Origin of the sequence: Pseudomonas sp. RW3S2, assembly GCF_014268955.1 — a bacterium.
Taxonomy (GTDB): Bacteria; Pseudomonadota; Gammaproteobacteria; order Pseudomonadales; family Pseudomonadaceae; genus Aquipseudomonas; species Aquipseudomonas wayambapalatensis.
In genome coordinates this window covers 25,943-39,830 of sequence record NZ_JABWRM010000005.1, presented here as the reverse complement: position 1 = coordinate 39,830, position 13,888 = coordinate 25,943, and the positions used below count along the sequence as shown (strand labels likewise).

12 protein-coding genes are annotated in these 13,888 nt (G+C 64.0%); 4 read left to right on the top strand and 8 right to left on the bottom strand.

All coding sequences use genetic code 11. From position 1 onward, the window contains the following. Positions 1-118: 118 nt before the first annotated feature. The 7 genes from glpE to HU748_RS08785 all read right to left on the bottom strand — a co-directional run bounded on the left by glpE (position 119) and on the right by HU748_RS08785 (position 7,769). Positions 119-448, bottom strand: a complete 330-nt coding sequence (gene glpE, locus HU748_RS08815; RefSeq protein ID WP_186667548.1) for a thiosulfate sulfurtransferase GlpE — start codon at positions 446-448, stop codon at positions 119-121. Between the two features lie 14 nt (positions 449-462). Beyond that, positions 463-1,329: a symmetrical bis(5'-nucleosyl)-tetraphosphatase gene (locus HU748_RS08810; protein ID WP_186720107.1), complete on the bottom strand. Its 867-nt coding sequence runs from the start codon at positions 1,327-1,329 to the stop codon at positions 463-465. After that, on the bottom strand, positions 1,329-1,709 hold the full coding sequence (apaG, locus tag HU748_RS08805) for a Co2+/Mg2+ efflux protein ApaG (protein WP_186667550.1): 381 nt from the start codon (positions 1,707-1,709) through the stop codon (positions 1,329-1,331). The genes HU748_RS08810 and apaG overlap by 1 nt, the downstream gene beginning before the upstream one ends. A 166-nt stretch (positions 1,710-1,875) precedes the next feature. Next, positions 1,876-2,676 carry a 16S rRNA (adenine(1518)-N(6)/adenine(1519)-N(6))-dimethyltransferase RsmA gene (gene rsmA, locus HU748_RS08800; protein WP_186667551.1) on the bottom strand — a complete coding sequence of 267 codons (801 nt, stop codon included), beginning with the start codon at positions 2,674-2,676 and terminating at the stop codon, positions 1,876-1,878. Further along, entirely contained in the window at positions 2,673-3,662 is a 990-nt protein-coding gene (pdxA, locus tag HU748_RS08795; RefSeq protein ID WP_186709543.1) for a 4-hydroxythreonine-4-phosphate dehydrogenase PdxA, read from the bottom strand. The genes rsmA and pdxA overlap by 4 nt, the downstream gene beginning before the upstream one ends. Further along, entirely contained in the window at positions 3,659-4,978 is a 1,320-nt protein-coding gene (surA, locus tag HU748_RS08790) for a peptidylprolyl isomerase SurA (RefSeq protein WP_186667553.1), read from the bottom strand. The genes pdxA and surA overlap by 4 nt, the downstream gene beginning before the upstream one ends. Next, complete coding sequence (locus HU748_RS08785; RefSeq protein ID WP_186720105.1) at positions 4,959-7,769, bottom strand: LPS-assembly protein LptD; 2,811 nt, start codon at positions 7,767-7,769, stop codon at positions 4,959-4,961. The genes surA and HU748_RS08785 overlap by 20 nt, the downstream gene beginning before the upstream one ends. 131 nt (positions 7,770-7,900) lie before the next feature. On the opposite strand from HU748_RS08785, the gene HU748_RS08780 reads away from it, so the two are divergent. Genes HU748_RS08780 through HU748_RS08770 form a run of 3 tightly spaced genes read left to right on the top strand, consistent with a single transcriptional unit; the run spans position 7,901 to position 10,354 of the window. Continuing rightward, positions 7,901-8,920, top strand: coding sequence for a phosphotransferase (locus HU748_RS08780; RefSeq protein WP_186720104.1), 1,020 nt, complete (start codon positions 7,901-7,903; stop codon positions 8,918-8,920). Then, a complete protein-coding gene (gene murU / locus HU748_RS08775) occupies positions 8,917-9,588 on the top strand; it encodes an N-acetylmuramate alpha-1-phosphate uridylyltransferase MurU (protein WP_186709548.1) in 672 nt (223 codons plus the stop codon). Before HU748_RS08780 ends, murU begins: the two co-directional genes overlap by 4 nt. Position 9,589: 1 nt before the next feature. Next, positions 9,590-10,354: a TerB family tellurite resistance protein gene (locus HU748_RS08770; protein ID WP_186667580.1), complete on the top strand. Its 765-nt coding sequence runs from the start codon at positions 9,590-9,592 to the stop codon at positions 10,352-10,354. A gap of 42 nt (positions 10,355-10,396) precedes the next feature. Here HU748_RS08770 and HU748_RS08765 read toward each other — a convergent pair whose 3' ends face one another. Continuing rightward, the gene (locus tag HU748_RS08765; RefSeq protein WP_186667557.1) at positions 10,397-11,398 is read right to left on the bottom strand and encodes an alpha/beta hydrolase family protein; all 1,002 of its coding nucleotides are present in this window, start codon (positions 11,396-11,398) and stop codon (positions 10,397-10,399) included. Positions 11,399-11,492: 94 nt separating this feature from the next. Between HU748_RS08765 and HU748_RS08760 the strand changes: the two genes are divergently transcribed. Then, positions 11,493-13,877 (top strand): sensor histidine kinase, encoded by a 2,385-nt coding sequence (locus HU748_RS08760; RefSeq protein ID WP_186720102.1) that lies wholly within the window; start codon positions 11,493-11,495, stop codon positions 13,875-13,877. The last annotated feature ends 11 nt before the right edge of the window (positions 13,878-13,888 follow it).

Genomic DNA, 13,888 nt, shown 5'->3' with positions numbered 1-13,888 from the left:
TAAGGATAGTTGGTAATACGCAAGGTCAAGGGCGAGGGGCCGAGAAGTTGCTTTCGACCGTTCGTCAGGTAAGGCGCAAGCCCGCTGGTTGCGCGGGCTTGAGGGGAAATGAAAAAAATTATTCGGCGCTGCCTTGGGCGGTTTCGGCCGGATAGGTGGCGCGCCACAGCTCGAAGCCGCCGTCGACGCTGTAGACGTCCGAGAAGCCCTGGCCTACCAGGTAGGCGGCGGCACTCTGGCTGGAATTACCGTGATAGCAGACCACCAGCGTCGGGGCGTCGAGGTCGGCGTTGCGGATGAAGTCGGCCACCGAGTGGTTGTCCAGGTGCCGGGCACCGGTGATGTGGCCGGCAGCGAAGGCCTGGGGATCGCGAATGTCGACCACCACCGCACCTTGTGCACGCAAGGCCAGGGCCTGTTCCGGGGGGATGCGCTTGAATTCGCTCATGGGTACGCTTTCCTTCAGGTTTGATCGTTGATTCTAGTGGGTTCAGGCGCCGTACGTACGGTGCCTTCGTCGGTGCAGTCGCAGCGGTGGTATTCGCCGCTGTCCAGGTTGTACAGGGTCATGGCGCCGCCCCACACGCAACCGGTGTCCAGGGCGATGACGCCCGGCTCGTCGACCTTGCCTTCGAGGGCGGCCCAATGGCCGAAGATGATCTTCACGTGGCGCGAGCGACGATCCTTGTGGGCGTACCAGGGCTTGTAGCCTTTGGGGGCGCTGTCCAGGCCTTCCTTGCTCTTGAGGTCGAGCTTGCCGTCGGCGGTGCAGAAACGCATGCGGGTGAAGTAGTTGGTGATGACCCGCAGGCGCTCGACGCCGCTGAGGTTCTTGCTCCACTTGTTCGGTTCGTTGCCATACATGCCGTCGAGGTAGAGCTTGAGCCGGTTGTCGTCGCGCAGCACCTCTTCCACCTCTGCTGCCAGTTCCAGGGCCTTGCCCAGTGTCCACTGGGGTGGGATGCCGGCGTGGGCCATGGCGATGCCCCGGGCCTCGTCGTAATGCAGCAGCTTCTGCCGACGCAGCCAGTCAAGCAACTGGTCGGCGTCTGGCGCTTCGATGATCTCGCGCAGGGTGTCGCTTTTCTTCAGGCGCTCGATGTTCTGCCAGGCTGCGAGCAAGTGCAGGTCATGGTTGCCGAGTACGCAAACCAGCGACCCGCGGATCGCATGGAGGTAGCGCAGGGTTTCGAGCGATTCCGGGCCGCGGTTGACCAGGTCGCCCACCAGCCACAGGCGATCGACCTTGGGATCGAAGTCGACGCGTTCGAGCAGGCATTTGAGCGGTTGCAGGCAGCCTTGCAGGTCACCGACGGCGTAGGTGGCCATCAGTGCAGGGCTCCAGGCACGGCCAGGCGGAACGGTGCGATCTCGGCGTCGAAGCGCTTACCGTCTTCGGCGAACATCTGATAGCTGCCCTGCATGGTGCCGACACGGGTGCTGATGACCGCGCCGCTGCTGTAGGTATGGCTTTGCCCGGGGGCGATGGTCGGTTGTTGGCCGATGACGCCATCGCCGCGGACTTCCTCGACAGTGCCGTCACCATTGGTGATCAGCCAGTGGCGGGCCATCAGCTTGGCCTTGAGTGTGCCGTTGTTCGACACCGTGATGGTGTAGGCGAAAGCGAAACGGTTGTTATCGGGGTCGGATTGCTCTTTGAGGAAGCGGGTCACGACGCTGACGTCGATCTGGTAGCGGGGGTCGGACATGCAAGGGCCTTGGGCGAACGGAAGCATTAACGCGATTGTCGCAGTCTAGGCCATTGAGAGGGGAGAGAGCCAGCGGTGGGCACTGTGATCGGTGTTGGGTGCTTCGCGGGTAAACCCGCTCCCACGAGGGGGACGGGTTGCCCGCGAAGGGGCAGAAAAGGCTGGGTCAGCCTTGCTGCAGTGCCAGTTGATCAGCCAGACGCACGAAGGCCGCCAGGTCCAGCTGTTCTGGGCGCAGGCTGCCATCGACGCCAGCCGCTTCGATGGCTTGGCTGTCGAGCAACCCCTTGAGTGTGTTGCGCAGGGTCTTGCGGCGCTGGTTGAAGGCTTCGCGCACCACTTGCTCGAGCAGTTTCGGATCCTTGGCCGGGTGCGGCAGCACTTCGTGCGGCACCAGGCGGACAATGGCCGAGTCCACTTTCGGTGGCGGATTGAACGCGCCAGGGCCCACATTGAACAGGTGTTCCACACGGCAGTGGTACTGCACCATGATCGACAGGCGCCCCCAGTCCCCGCCGCCCGGGCCTGCGGCCATGCGCTCGACCACTTCTTTCTGCAGCATGAAATGCATGTCGCGGATCAGTCCGGCGTGAGCCAGCAGGTGGAAGATCAGTGGCGTGGAGATGTTGTAGGGCAGGTTGCCGACCACTTTCAGGCTGCGCGGCGGCACGCCCAGGGTATTGAAGTCGAACTTCAGGGCATCGCCTTGATGCAGGCGGAAATTGTCGCGATCGGCGAACTTGTGCTGGAGGATGGGGACCAGGTCCTTGTCCAGCTCGACCACGTCGAGTTGCGCGCCGCTGCCCAGCAGGCCCTCGGTCAGGGCGCCCTGGCCCGGGCCGATCTCCAGCAGGTGCTCGCCAGCCTTGGCGTTGATCGCCCGCAGGATGCGGTCGATGATGCCGGCGTCGTGCAGGAAGTTCTGGCCGAAGCGCTTGCGCGCCCGGTGTTGGTAGTGCTCGTTCATGGTCGGTTCTCGGCCATCTGGTAGGCGGTTTCCAGGGCGACGCGCAGGCTGCCGGTGTCGACCTTGCCGCTGCCGGCCAGGTCCAGGGCGGTGCCGTGATCGACCGAGGTGCGGATGATCGGCAGGCCCAGCGTCACGTTGACTGCGGCGCCGAAGCCCTTGTACTTGAGTACGGGCAGGCCTTGGTCGTGGTACATCGCCAGCACTGCGTCGCAGTGCTCCAGATATTTGGGGGTAAACAGGGTATCGGCCGGCAACGGACCGCGCAGGTCCATGCCCTCGGCGCGCAGGCGCTCGAGCGCGGGCTCGATGATGTCGATTTCTTCGCGGCCAAGGTGGCCGCCTTCGCCGGCATGCGGGTTGAGGCCGCAGACCAGGATGCGTGGTTGGGTGATGCCGAACTTGTCGTGCAGGTCGGCATGCAGGATGCGCGTGACGCGCTCCAGGCGTTCGGCGGTGATAGCGTCGGCGATGTCGCGCAGCGGCAGATGCGTCGTTACCAGCGCAACACGCAGACCGTGGGTGGCGAGCATCATCACCACCTGGGCTGTCTGGGTGAGGTCGGCGAGGAATTCGGTATGCCCGGAGAAGGCGATACCGCTCTCGTTGATCACGCCCTTGTGTACCGGGGCGGTGATCATCCCGGCGAAGTCGCCGTCCAGGCAACCTTGGCCCGCGCGGGTCAGGGTCTGCAGGACGAAGGCTGCGTTGCGTGAGTCCAGTTGGCCGGCAGTTACAGGCGTTGCGAGCGGTGTGTCCCACACGTAAAGACTGCCTGCGGGTGCTGGTCGGTCTGGCCAGGCATCCGGCGAGACCGGCAGCAGCACAACTGCCAGCCCCAGCTGCGCGGCCCGCTCGGCGAGCAGGTCACGGCTGGTGATGGCGATCAGGGGGTGCGGCTGAGGCTCTGCGGCGAGCAGCAGGCACAGGTCTGGACCTATGCCGGCTGGCTCACCGGGGGTGACGGCGAAGCGCAGGGGCTTCACTGGGTCGCCTGGTCGGCGCCAGGCAGCTTGATCTCAACGTAGGCTTCGTCGCGGATCTGGCGCAGCCAGGTCTGCAGCTCTTCGTCGTATTTACGGTTGCGCAATACGTTCAGCGCCTGCTGCTCGCGGGCCTGTTCGGTACTGTCGGTGGCGCGACGGCCGAGCACTTCCAGAACATGCCAGCCGTACTGGGTGCGGAACGGTTTGGTCACTACGCCTTGCTGGGCGTTGGCCATCTGCTCGCGGAATTCCGGTACCAGGCTGTTCGGGTCGACCCAGTTCAAGTCGCCGCCGTTGAGTGCGGAACCTGGATCTTCCGAGAAGCTTTTCGCCAGTTGGGCGAAGTCTTCGCCGTTCTTGATGCGATCGTACAGGCGTTCGGCCAGTTGCTCGGTCGCCGCATCGCTGCGGATCTCGCTGGGCTTGATCAGGATGTGACGGACATGGACTTCGTCGCGCAGTACGCTTTCGCTGCCACCGCGCTTCTCCTCGAGCTTGAGGATGATGAAGCCGTTGGGGATGCGAATCGGCTGGGTGATGTCACCGATGGCCATGCTGCTGAGCATCTTGGCGAAGTCAGGTGGCAGTTGGCCGGCCTTGCGCCAGCCCATCTCGCCGCCTTCCAGGGCGTTTTCGCTGGCCGAGCGGGCGATGGCCAACTGGCCGAAGTCGGCGCCCTGGCGCAGTTGCTGGTAGACCTCGCCAGCCCTGCGTGCCGCGGCCTGGATGGCGTCCGAATTGGCGCTTTCCGGGGTCGGGATCAGGATGTTGGCCAGGCGGTATTCTTCGGACATCTGCATCTTGCCCAGGTCAGAGTTAAGGAAGTTCTTCACTTCCTGCTCGGACACCTGGATGCGCTCGGCCACGCGACGCTGGCGGACGCGGCTGATGATCATCTCGCGCTTGACCTGATCACGGGCGTCGTCGAACGACAGACCATCGTGAGCGAGGGCTGCACGGAACTGATCCAGCGACATGCCGTTGCGCTGGGCGATGGTGCTGATGGCCTGGTTGAGTTCTTCGTCGGTGATGCGAATGCCCGAGCGCTCGCCGATCTGCAGTTGCAGGTTCTCGACGATCAGTCGTTCCAGCACCTGCTGTTCCAGGGCGCCGGCAGGCGGCACGCCACCGCCGCGCTTGGCGATGGTCTGCTGCACTTCATGGACGCGCTGGTCCAGCTGGCTTTGCATGACCACGTCGTTGTCGACGATGGCCACCACGCGGTCCAGGGGTTGCGGCGCGGCATGCACCGCACCGCTCAGCATTACGGCGCCCAGCATCAGCGGGCGCAGACGATCAATAAGCTTGCTCTTCACGGGTACGGTAACCTTGAATGCCTTGGTCCAGGAACGATTCGACCTTGTTGCCCACGACGCCGCCGAGGCCTTTGAGGACGATCTGCAGGAATACGCCGTGGTCGCCCTTTTCGTTCTGCGGCAGGGCCTGACTGAAGTCGTCGGTGTCGAGCCAGTAGCGGTTGATCAGGCGCAGCTTCCAGCAGCAGCTGTCGTACTCGAAACCGCCCATCGCTTCGAGGGTGCGGTTGCGGTTGTAGTCGTGCTGCCAGCGTGCAATGACGCTCCATTGCGGCACGATCGGCCAGATGACCGAGAAGTCGTGCTGCTGGATCTTGTAGTAGTCCTTGATGTAGCCCGGCTGGCCAGGTGTGCCGTAGTCACCGCCGCCGACTTTCCACAGACCGGTCAGGGAATCGTAGGTAATGGTGTCGTTACGGTAGCGATAGCCGGCGTTGATCACTTTGTTCGGGTTGTCTTCAGGCTGGTAGTGGAACATCGCGCTGCCCGAACGGGTGCTGCGGCTGTCCGGATCCCAGTTGAAGTCCGAGTTGAAGCGCCAGTCGCGGTTGAAGGCGTACTGATACACCAGAGCGTAGGGCGAAACATTGGACTTGGCGTCGTCGCGGGTGCGGTAGTCGATACCCGGCAACTGCACCTTGCGGTCTTCGAAGTAGTAGGCCTGGCCGATGCTGAAGCGCTGGCGCTCGAAGCCGTTTTCCTCGATCCAGCGCGTAGTCACGCCCAGCGACAGCTTGTTCTCGTCGCCGATACGGTCGATACCGCTGAAGCGGTTATCGCGGAACAGCGAGTCGTAGCTGAACAGGGTTTCGCCGGAGTCGAACAGCGGGATGTCCTTCTGGTCCTTGTTAGGGACATAGAGGTAGAACAGACGTGGTTCGAGGGTCTGGCGATAGTTGGTGCCGAACAACGAGGTGTTGCGGTCGAAGTACAGGCCGCTGTCGACGCTGAAGATCGGGATGTCGCGGTTCAGCGAGCTGTGATAACTGCCATAGCCTGGCTTGTCAGCGTCTCTGATAGCTTCGCTTTTGCCTTTGCTGTCCAAATCCAGGTCGTAGCTGGTGTAAGCGTACTTGAGCTTCGGCGTGATGTAGCCATAACTCGCTTCCATCGGCAGGCTCATCGCTGGCGCGATGTTCAAACGGGTGCCGTTCGCTCGAGCGATGCCAAATACGTTTTCGTCCAGACGACGTCCAGGAAATCCGGTGCTGTCATCCGGGAGCCCGTCTTTGTTTCGTACGAAATCATTCTTCAGATTACGATCAAAGCGCACAGCCTCGGTATCGTAAGAGAAATCAAAGCCAGCAGGATGGTATGGCAGCATCCCGTTAACGGTAATCTGCGGCAGGCGATCATAAGGCGTGATCTGCGAAATGGTGGCCATTTCGTACGCATGCACGTTCAACCGCGCATTGTAAGTGTCACCCCGGTACGTCAATGCCCCTTGCTGGTTGACGAAGTCGCGCTTCTGCACGCCGATCTGGTCGGTCTCGAGGTCCTGGAAGTAGAACGGGTCGCTGATGTCGGTGTAATCGACCTCGGTCATGATCCGGTCGTCCAGGCCGCCCTTGTGCTGCCAGTTGACCATCCAGCGTTCTTTCTTGTAGTCCGTCTGCAGCTTGCGGTCGTCGTCCTCGTCGTTGAGGTAGGCGCCGCCGAACTGACCTTCGCTCGACTTGGTCAGGTAGCGGAATTCGCCTTCCATCAACAAGCCGCGCTTGGCCATGTAGCGCGGATACAAGGTGGCGTCGTAGTTCGGCGCCAGGTTGAAGTAGTACGGCGTGACCAGCATGAAGCCGGTGTCGCTGCTGGTGCTGAACGACGGCGGCAGGAAGCCGGACTGGCGACGGTCGTCGATCGGGAAGTAGATGTACGGTGTGTAGAACACCGGAATATCCTTGACCCGAAGGGTGACGTTGGTGCCGGTACCGAAGCCGGTGGCCGGGTTCAGGGTGATGTTGTTGCCCTTGAGCTGCCATGCGTTGCTGCCCGGCTCACAGGTGGTATAGGTACCGTCCTTGAGGCGGATGATGGCGTTTTCTGCACGCTTGGCGTACAGGGCCGAGCCGCGGATGTGCGACTTGTGCATCACGTATTCGGCGTTGTCGACCTTGGCTTCGCCAGTATCGAGCTGGACCTCGGCCTGGTCGCCCACCACCAGCGTACCGTTGTCGCGAATCTTGACGTTGCCCTTGAGCTCGCCACGGTTCTCGGCCTGGTAGAGGTTGGCTTCGTCGGCTTCGGCCTGCATGCTGCCCTGGCGCATGACCACGTCACCGGCCAGAGTAGCGATCTGCTGCTCCTGCTGGTACTTGGAGACCTTGGCGTTGAGGTAGGTCGGCGACTCGTCCTTGGGGGTGGAGTCGTTCATGCCCGGACGGATCGGCTCGACGTACGCGCCGCCGCAATACGGGCCGGTCTCGGCCAGCTGGGCAGCAGTGAGCTTCTCGCGGGGGACCCAGTCCAGATGGCTGTAGTCTTCGCTGCGCGATTTCAGGCCGCGGCCCTTGCTCTCGGTGACCAGTACCGGCTTGGGCTCGGCACTGCCAGCCGCCTCGGCGGTCTGGGCCTCGGTGCCGCCACTGAGCGCGGCGCCATCGTGCACAGGGCGTGGCGGCAAGTTGCTGGCTGCAGTCTTGGGCTTGCAGTCCCAACCACCGGAGGCGGACACTTGGCAGTCGAACTGCTCGGCAGCCACCACGTACGACGTGGCCAGAGGTTGCAGGGCCAGCAGACCGCCAGTGACCAGCAACGGAAACTTTCTACGAAACGCGGGGGATTTCAATGCCATCTTATTAGTCCGGGCTTCCTGCGTGCCATCTGCCCGCGTGTGGGGCCGCACGCCTCTCGATGGTCTGAAAAAGATGCTGGATAATAAAGCATGACCCGCTTGACGGCTAGGGGCCGTCGGAGACCCTTGTAATGCCTGATCATGATGTACGCCTGCAACAGCTGACTGTGTGGCTCGAAGAACAGTTACAGAATCTTTTTCGCGAAAACGCCTGGGGCGACGTGCCCGCGGGCAGTCTGACCGCCGCCAGCAGCGACGCGAGCTTTCGCCGCTACTTCCGTTGGGAAGGCGGCGGACACAGCTTCGTGATCATGGATGCGCCACCGCCGCAGGAAAATTGCGCACCTTTCGTCGCCATCGACCATTTGCTGGCCGGTGCCGGTATCAACGTGCCGGCGATCCATGCCCAGGATCTGGAGCGCGGCTTCCTGCTGTTGAGCGACCTGGGGCGTAAGACTTATCTGGAAATCATCGGCGACGACAACGCCGATAGCCTGTTCGCCGATGCCATCGATGCGTTGCTGGCCCAGCAGCAACTGCCGATGCAAGCGCCGCTGCCGAGCTACGACACCGCGCTGCTGCGCCGCGAACTGGAGCTGTTTCCCGAGTGGTATGTGGGGCGTGAACTGAAGCTGGCCTTCACCGAAGCGCAGCAGGCCAGCTGGCAGCGTATCAGCCAGCAACTGATCGACAGCGCCCTGGCCCAGCCCAAGGTACTGGTGCACCGCGACTACATGCCGCGCAACCTCATGCAAAGCACCCCCAATCCAGGCGTGCTGGACTTCCAGGACGCCGTCTACGGCCCGGTAACCTACGACATCACCTGCCTGTTCAAGGATGCCTTCCTCAGCTGGCCGCAGGCGCGTGTCGATGGCTGGTTGCGGGATTATTGGGACAAGGCGCGGGCCGCAGGGATTGCGGTGCAGCCTGAGTTCAAAGAGTTCCAGCGTGCCAGCGACCTGATGGGCGTGCAGCGCCATCTCAAGGTGATCGGCATCTTCGCCCGCATCTGCCACCGCGATGGCAAACCGCGCTACCTCACCGACGTGCCGCGTTTCTTCGCCTATATAGATGAAGTGATCGCCCGTCGCCCGGAACTGGCCGAGCTTGGTCAACTGATTGGCGAACTCAAGGCCGGGGCACACCCATGAAAGCGATGATCCTGGCGGCAGGCAAGGGCGAGCGCATGCGCCCGCTGACCTTGCACACTCCCAAGCCCCTGGTGCCTGCGGCGGGCAAGCCGCTGATCGAGTACCACCTCGAGGCCCTGGCCAGGGCGGGGGTGCGCGACGTGGTGATCAACCATGCCTGGCTCGGGCAGCAGATCGAGGATCACCTGGGTGACGGCAGCCGCTTTGGCCTGAAGATCCGCTATTCGCCCGAGGGCGAGCCGCTGGAGACCGGCGGCGGCATCTTCAAGGCGCTGCCGCTGCTGGGGGATGCGCCGTTCCTGCTGGTCAACGGTGACGTCTGGACCGACTACGACTTCAAGCGCCTGTGCCAACCGCTTCAGGGCCTTGCGCACCTGGTGCTGGTGGACAATCCGGGGCATCACGGGCGTGGCGACTTCCGCCTCGATGGCACACGCGTCGTCGATGGCGACGATACCCCCGGCACCCTGACTTTCAGCGGCCTGTCGGTGCTTGACCCGAAGCTGTTCGAAAGCTGCCAACCCGGTGCCTTCAAGCTCGCACCGCTGCTGCGCCAGGCAATGGCCGCCGGGCAGGTGACTGGTGAGCATTATCCTGGACAGTGGATCGACGTCGGCACCCTCGAGCGCCTGGCCGAGGTCGAGCGCCTGATCGGCGAGCGTGCCTGACATGTGGTGGCCGAGCACAGTGATTGGTGCCGGAGCCGGTTTTGCCGTGGCCAGCATTCCCGGCGCCTTGCTGGGCGCCTTGTTGGGGCAGGCCATGGACCGGCGTCTGCGCCTGCAGGGATGGGATGATGTGCGCGAGCGCCTGGGCGGGCGTCCGGCCTTGCGCGACGAAGAGTTGCTGTTCGTGTTGCTGGGGCGCCTGGCCAAGAGTGATGGGCGAGTCGCGGAAGGGCATATCTACCAGGCTCGTCAGGAAATGACCCGGCTGGACCTTGCAGAGCCCGCCCGCTTGCGGGCGATTGCGGCATTCAACCGCGGCAAGTCGGGCAAGGACCGCCTGGGGCAGTATCTGCGCCGTATCGGCCAGCAGCCCCACGGCGCGGAGGGTACGCTTCGGGCGTGCTGGCGCATGGTCTGGGCCGATGGCAAGGCGGGGCGGCACGAGCGTGAGCTGTTGCTGGACTGGGGCCAGCAATTGGGCATGAGCCGTAACCAGGTGCAGGCCTTGTCACAAGAGTATGAGCCGAGCCGTTCTGCGGTCGGGGGCGGGGTGATGACCTATGCCGCGGCGCTGCGGCTGCTGGGTGTCGAGGCCGATAGCGACGGCGATCGGATCAAGCAAGCCTATCGCCGACTGGTGAGCCGGCATCACCCGGACAAGCTGGTCGGAAGCGGTGCGAGCGAGGCACGGGTGCGCGAGGCGACCGAGCGGACGCGGGAGTTGCACCAGGCCTATGCCCTGATTCGCAAGCGGCGGGGGATCTGAGGGGCAGCGTGCGGTGGTGGATTCTTCGCGGCACTCAGCCCCTTACTCCGACGCCTGCGGCATCAACCATCCCCGCACCCGCCGGAACAACTGCTCCTGCTCTGCCGCCTTGTCACCCGGCATGGCAATCAGCGACAACTGCCGATACTGACTGTCCTTCTCGCGCTTGCTGGCCTGCAGGCGCAGCTTGGCGGCGTTCTGGTCGCGGGTGCGGGTCACGAAGTAGATATCGGCGGTCGGCACCTTAAGCGTCGGCACCAGGGCTTCGAGGTCGTGCTCGACCCGTGCCGGTGTCTGCGCCGAGATCAGTGCCAGCTTCTGCACCTGTGGCGGCTGCTTCTCGCTCACATAGCGCGCGGCCCAGTAGGCCCCGCTGCCATGGCCGATCAGTACGATGCTATGGGCATTCTGCTGCTGGGCGAAGGCCACCGCAGCATCGAGGCGGGCGAAGATGCGGGTGGCGTCGGCCGAGTCGCTCTGCTCGTCGGCCTGCACGGCGTCTGTGCCCTGCGCGGTATCAGCGTCGGCGGCCGTGGCTTGGGCAACGTTGGCGTTGGCGTCGTCCGGCGTATCCTTGGCCGGTGCACTGGCACCCTTGCCCTCATCCTTGACCGGCTTCGCCGCAGGTGTGTCTGCGCTGCGCGCCTGCGGGCTGTCGGCCAGCAGGTCGGGCAGGCTGAGGCTCAGGCTGTGCCAGCCGACATCGGGAAACTTGTTGCGCAGCGGGCCGACGGCATTGGGCCAGTCGGCGGTTTCGCCGGCACCGGGAACGATGATCACTGCGCCTTTCGGGTCGCTGTCGTTGGCCGGTTTCCACAGCGCCAGGAAGTTTTCGCCGTCGGCCTGCAAGGTCTTCTGTTCGGCCTTGGGCACCAGGCGTTCCAGGGCCAGGGCGTCTTCCTGGCTGCGTTCGGCCAGGGGCGCGCGCACGGCAGTCGTTTCGGCCGCGGCGGTGGGTTTCTCGGAGTCGGCGGCGTGGGCCGCGAGCGGTAGGGCCGAGGCCAGGCAGAACATGGCCAGCGTCGTGCGATAAAGTATGAACATGGATCAACCCAAGGCCAGAATGATACCGGCAGCCTAATAGTATTTGCCCACGACGGCCACGCAGGTGGCCGTCATTGCCAAGACGAGCGTATCGATGAAGCGAATGCGTTGCCTGTTGGTTATCGGCTGGTTGTGCCTGCCCTTGATCGCCCTGGCCAAAGCCCCGGTGCCCCCGTCGGTGGCGCTCGAGCCTGCGCAGCAGCAATGGCTCGACAGCCATCGCAGCCTGCGCGTGGGCCTGGTGCTGCAAGCACCCTATGCCCAGTTCGACCGGCGTCTGCAGCAGTTGTACGGCGCTAACGTCGAGCTGGTCAGCTGGCTGGGGCGTGCCCTGAACCTTGACCTGACCTGGCGCAACTTCCCTGACCAGGCCGCCCTGGAGCATGCGTTGCAGGCTGGCGAGATCGACTTTGCCCCGGGCCTCGTGCAAACCCCGGCGAGCCTGCGCCTGTGGCTGTTCAGCGACCCCTACATGCGTGTGCCGCAGTTGCTGGTCGGCCTGCGCAGTGGTGCGCTGGCGGTCGATCTGGAGCAGCTCGGCGCCAGTGACCGGGTGGCCGTGCGCATGCCTGGCAGCCTGGCCGATTACCTGCGTAGCAACTTCGCCAATCTCAACCTGCAGGGTGTGCCCAATGAGCGCGAGGCGCTGCAACTGGTGCTGGGTGCACAGGCCAGCTACGCCGTGCTCGACGAGGCGCAGTTCAGCCGCCTGTCGCGCGAGAGCGAGTTCGGTGATCTGGTGGTCGTGGGCGATATTGGCCTGCCGCAATTGCTGCGTATCGGCTCGCGCCGCGACTGGCCGCTGTTGGCCGACGTGCTGGGGCGCGGTCTGCAGGCGATGCCGGCCAAGGAACTGGAGCAGATGCACCAGCGTTGGTTGCAACCGAAGTACCCGCGCCTGAGCGAGTCGGCGGGGTTTTGGCAGAACCTTGCGCTGTTGTTCGGCTTGTTGCTGCTCTGCGCGATGGCCACTTTGGCGATGCAGCGTCGTCGGCAGCGCCAGCTCGAGCGAAGCCTGCTGAGTGCGCGCGAGAGCCTGCTCGAACGCCAGACCCGCGAAGAGGCACTGCGGCTGAGCCAATTCTCCATCGACCAGAGCACCGTCGGCATCCTCTGGGTGCATTGGGACAGCCACGTGCGCTACGCCAACCATGCTGCCGAACGCATGCTTGGCCATGGCGAGGGCGAATTGCTCGAGCGACCGCTGATCGATATCGAGCCGAGCCTGCACATGGACCGCTGGCTTGAATTGTGGAAGCGCGCCCGCACGGGTGATAGTGGTGCGCAAGCGTTCGAAACCCTGTGTCGTCGTGCCGATGGCAGCGTGCTGCCGGTAGAGCTGTCACTGAGCTTCCTGCGTTTTCGCGATGCCGAATACCTGGTGGTGTTCATCACCGATATCACCGAGCGCCGCCGCGCCCTGGCGGCCCTGCGCGAGAGCGAGGCGCGGCTCAAGGGCATCGCGGGCAACGTGCCGGGGCTTGTCTTTCGCCTGGAACGTGATCCCGCCGAGGGCGAGCCTGAGTTTCCCTATGTCAGTGAGGGTAGCGAGGCGCTGGTCGGCTATGCCCCCACGCAGATCCAGCAGGCGGACATGGGGCTGCGCAATCTGGTCCACCCCGATGACCGCGCCGACTATCACCGGGTCCAGGACCTGGCGCTGGCCAGTGATCGCGACTGGTCCTGGCAAGGCCGTATTCTCACCCGCGAAGGCCTGCAGCGCTGGGCCGACATCAAGGCCAGCGCCCGGCGCCAGGCCGATGGCCGGGTGGTGTGGGACGGCATTGTCTGGGATATCACCCAGAGCAAACGGGTCGAGTTGGAGCTGGCGCGCTCCCAGGAGCAACTGCGTGAGCTGTCGGCGCACCTGGAGAGCGTGCGTGAGGAAGAGAAGGCGCGGATCGCCCGCGAAGTGCACGATGAGCTCGGGCAGATGCTCACCGTGCTCAAGCTGGAGGTGTCGATGTGCGAACTGGCGTTCGCCGAGCTCGACCCGGGGCTCAACGAGCGACTCACCAGCATGAAGCGCCTGATCGCCCAGTTGTTCCAGCTGGTGCGCGATGTGGCCACGGCGTTGCGCCCGCCGATCCTCGATGCCGGGATCGCCTCGGCCATCGAATGGCAGGCCCGGCGCTTCGAGGCGCGCACGCAGATTCCTTGCCTGGTGCAGGTGCCGGATAATCTGCCAGCATTGAGCGATGCCAAGGCCACGGGGCTGTTCCGCATCCTGCAGGAGGCGCTGACCAATGTCATGCGCCATGCCAGGGCGCATACGGTGCAGATCGAGCTCAAGCATGAAAATGACTGGCTACGCATGACAGTGATCGACGATGGCGCCGGTTTCAGTCCCGATCAGCCACGCCCCACCTCGTTCGGCCTGGTCGGCATGCGTGAGCGGGTGCTGATGCTCGGTGGCAGCGTGACCCTGGAAAGCGAGCCGGGCGAGGGCACCAGCCTGAGCGTGGCCATCCCTCTTTAGTTAGGAGAAAC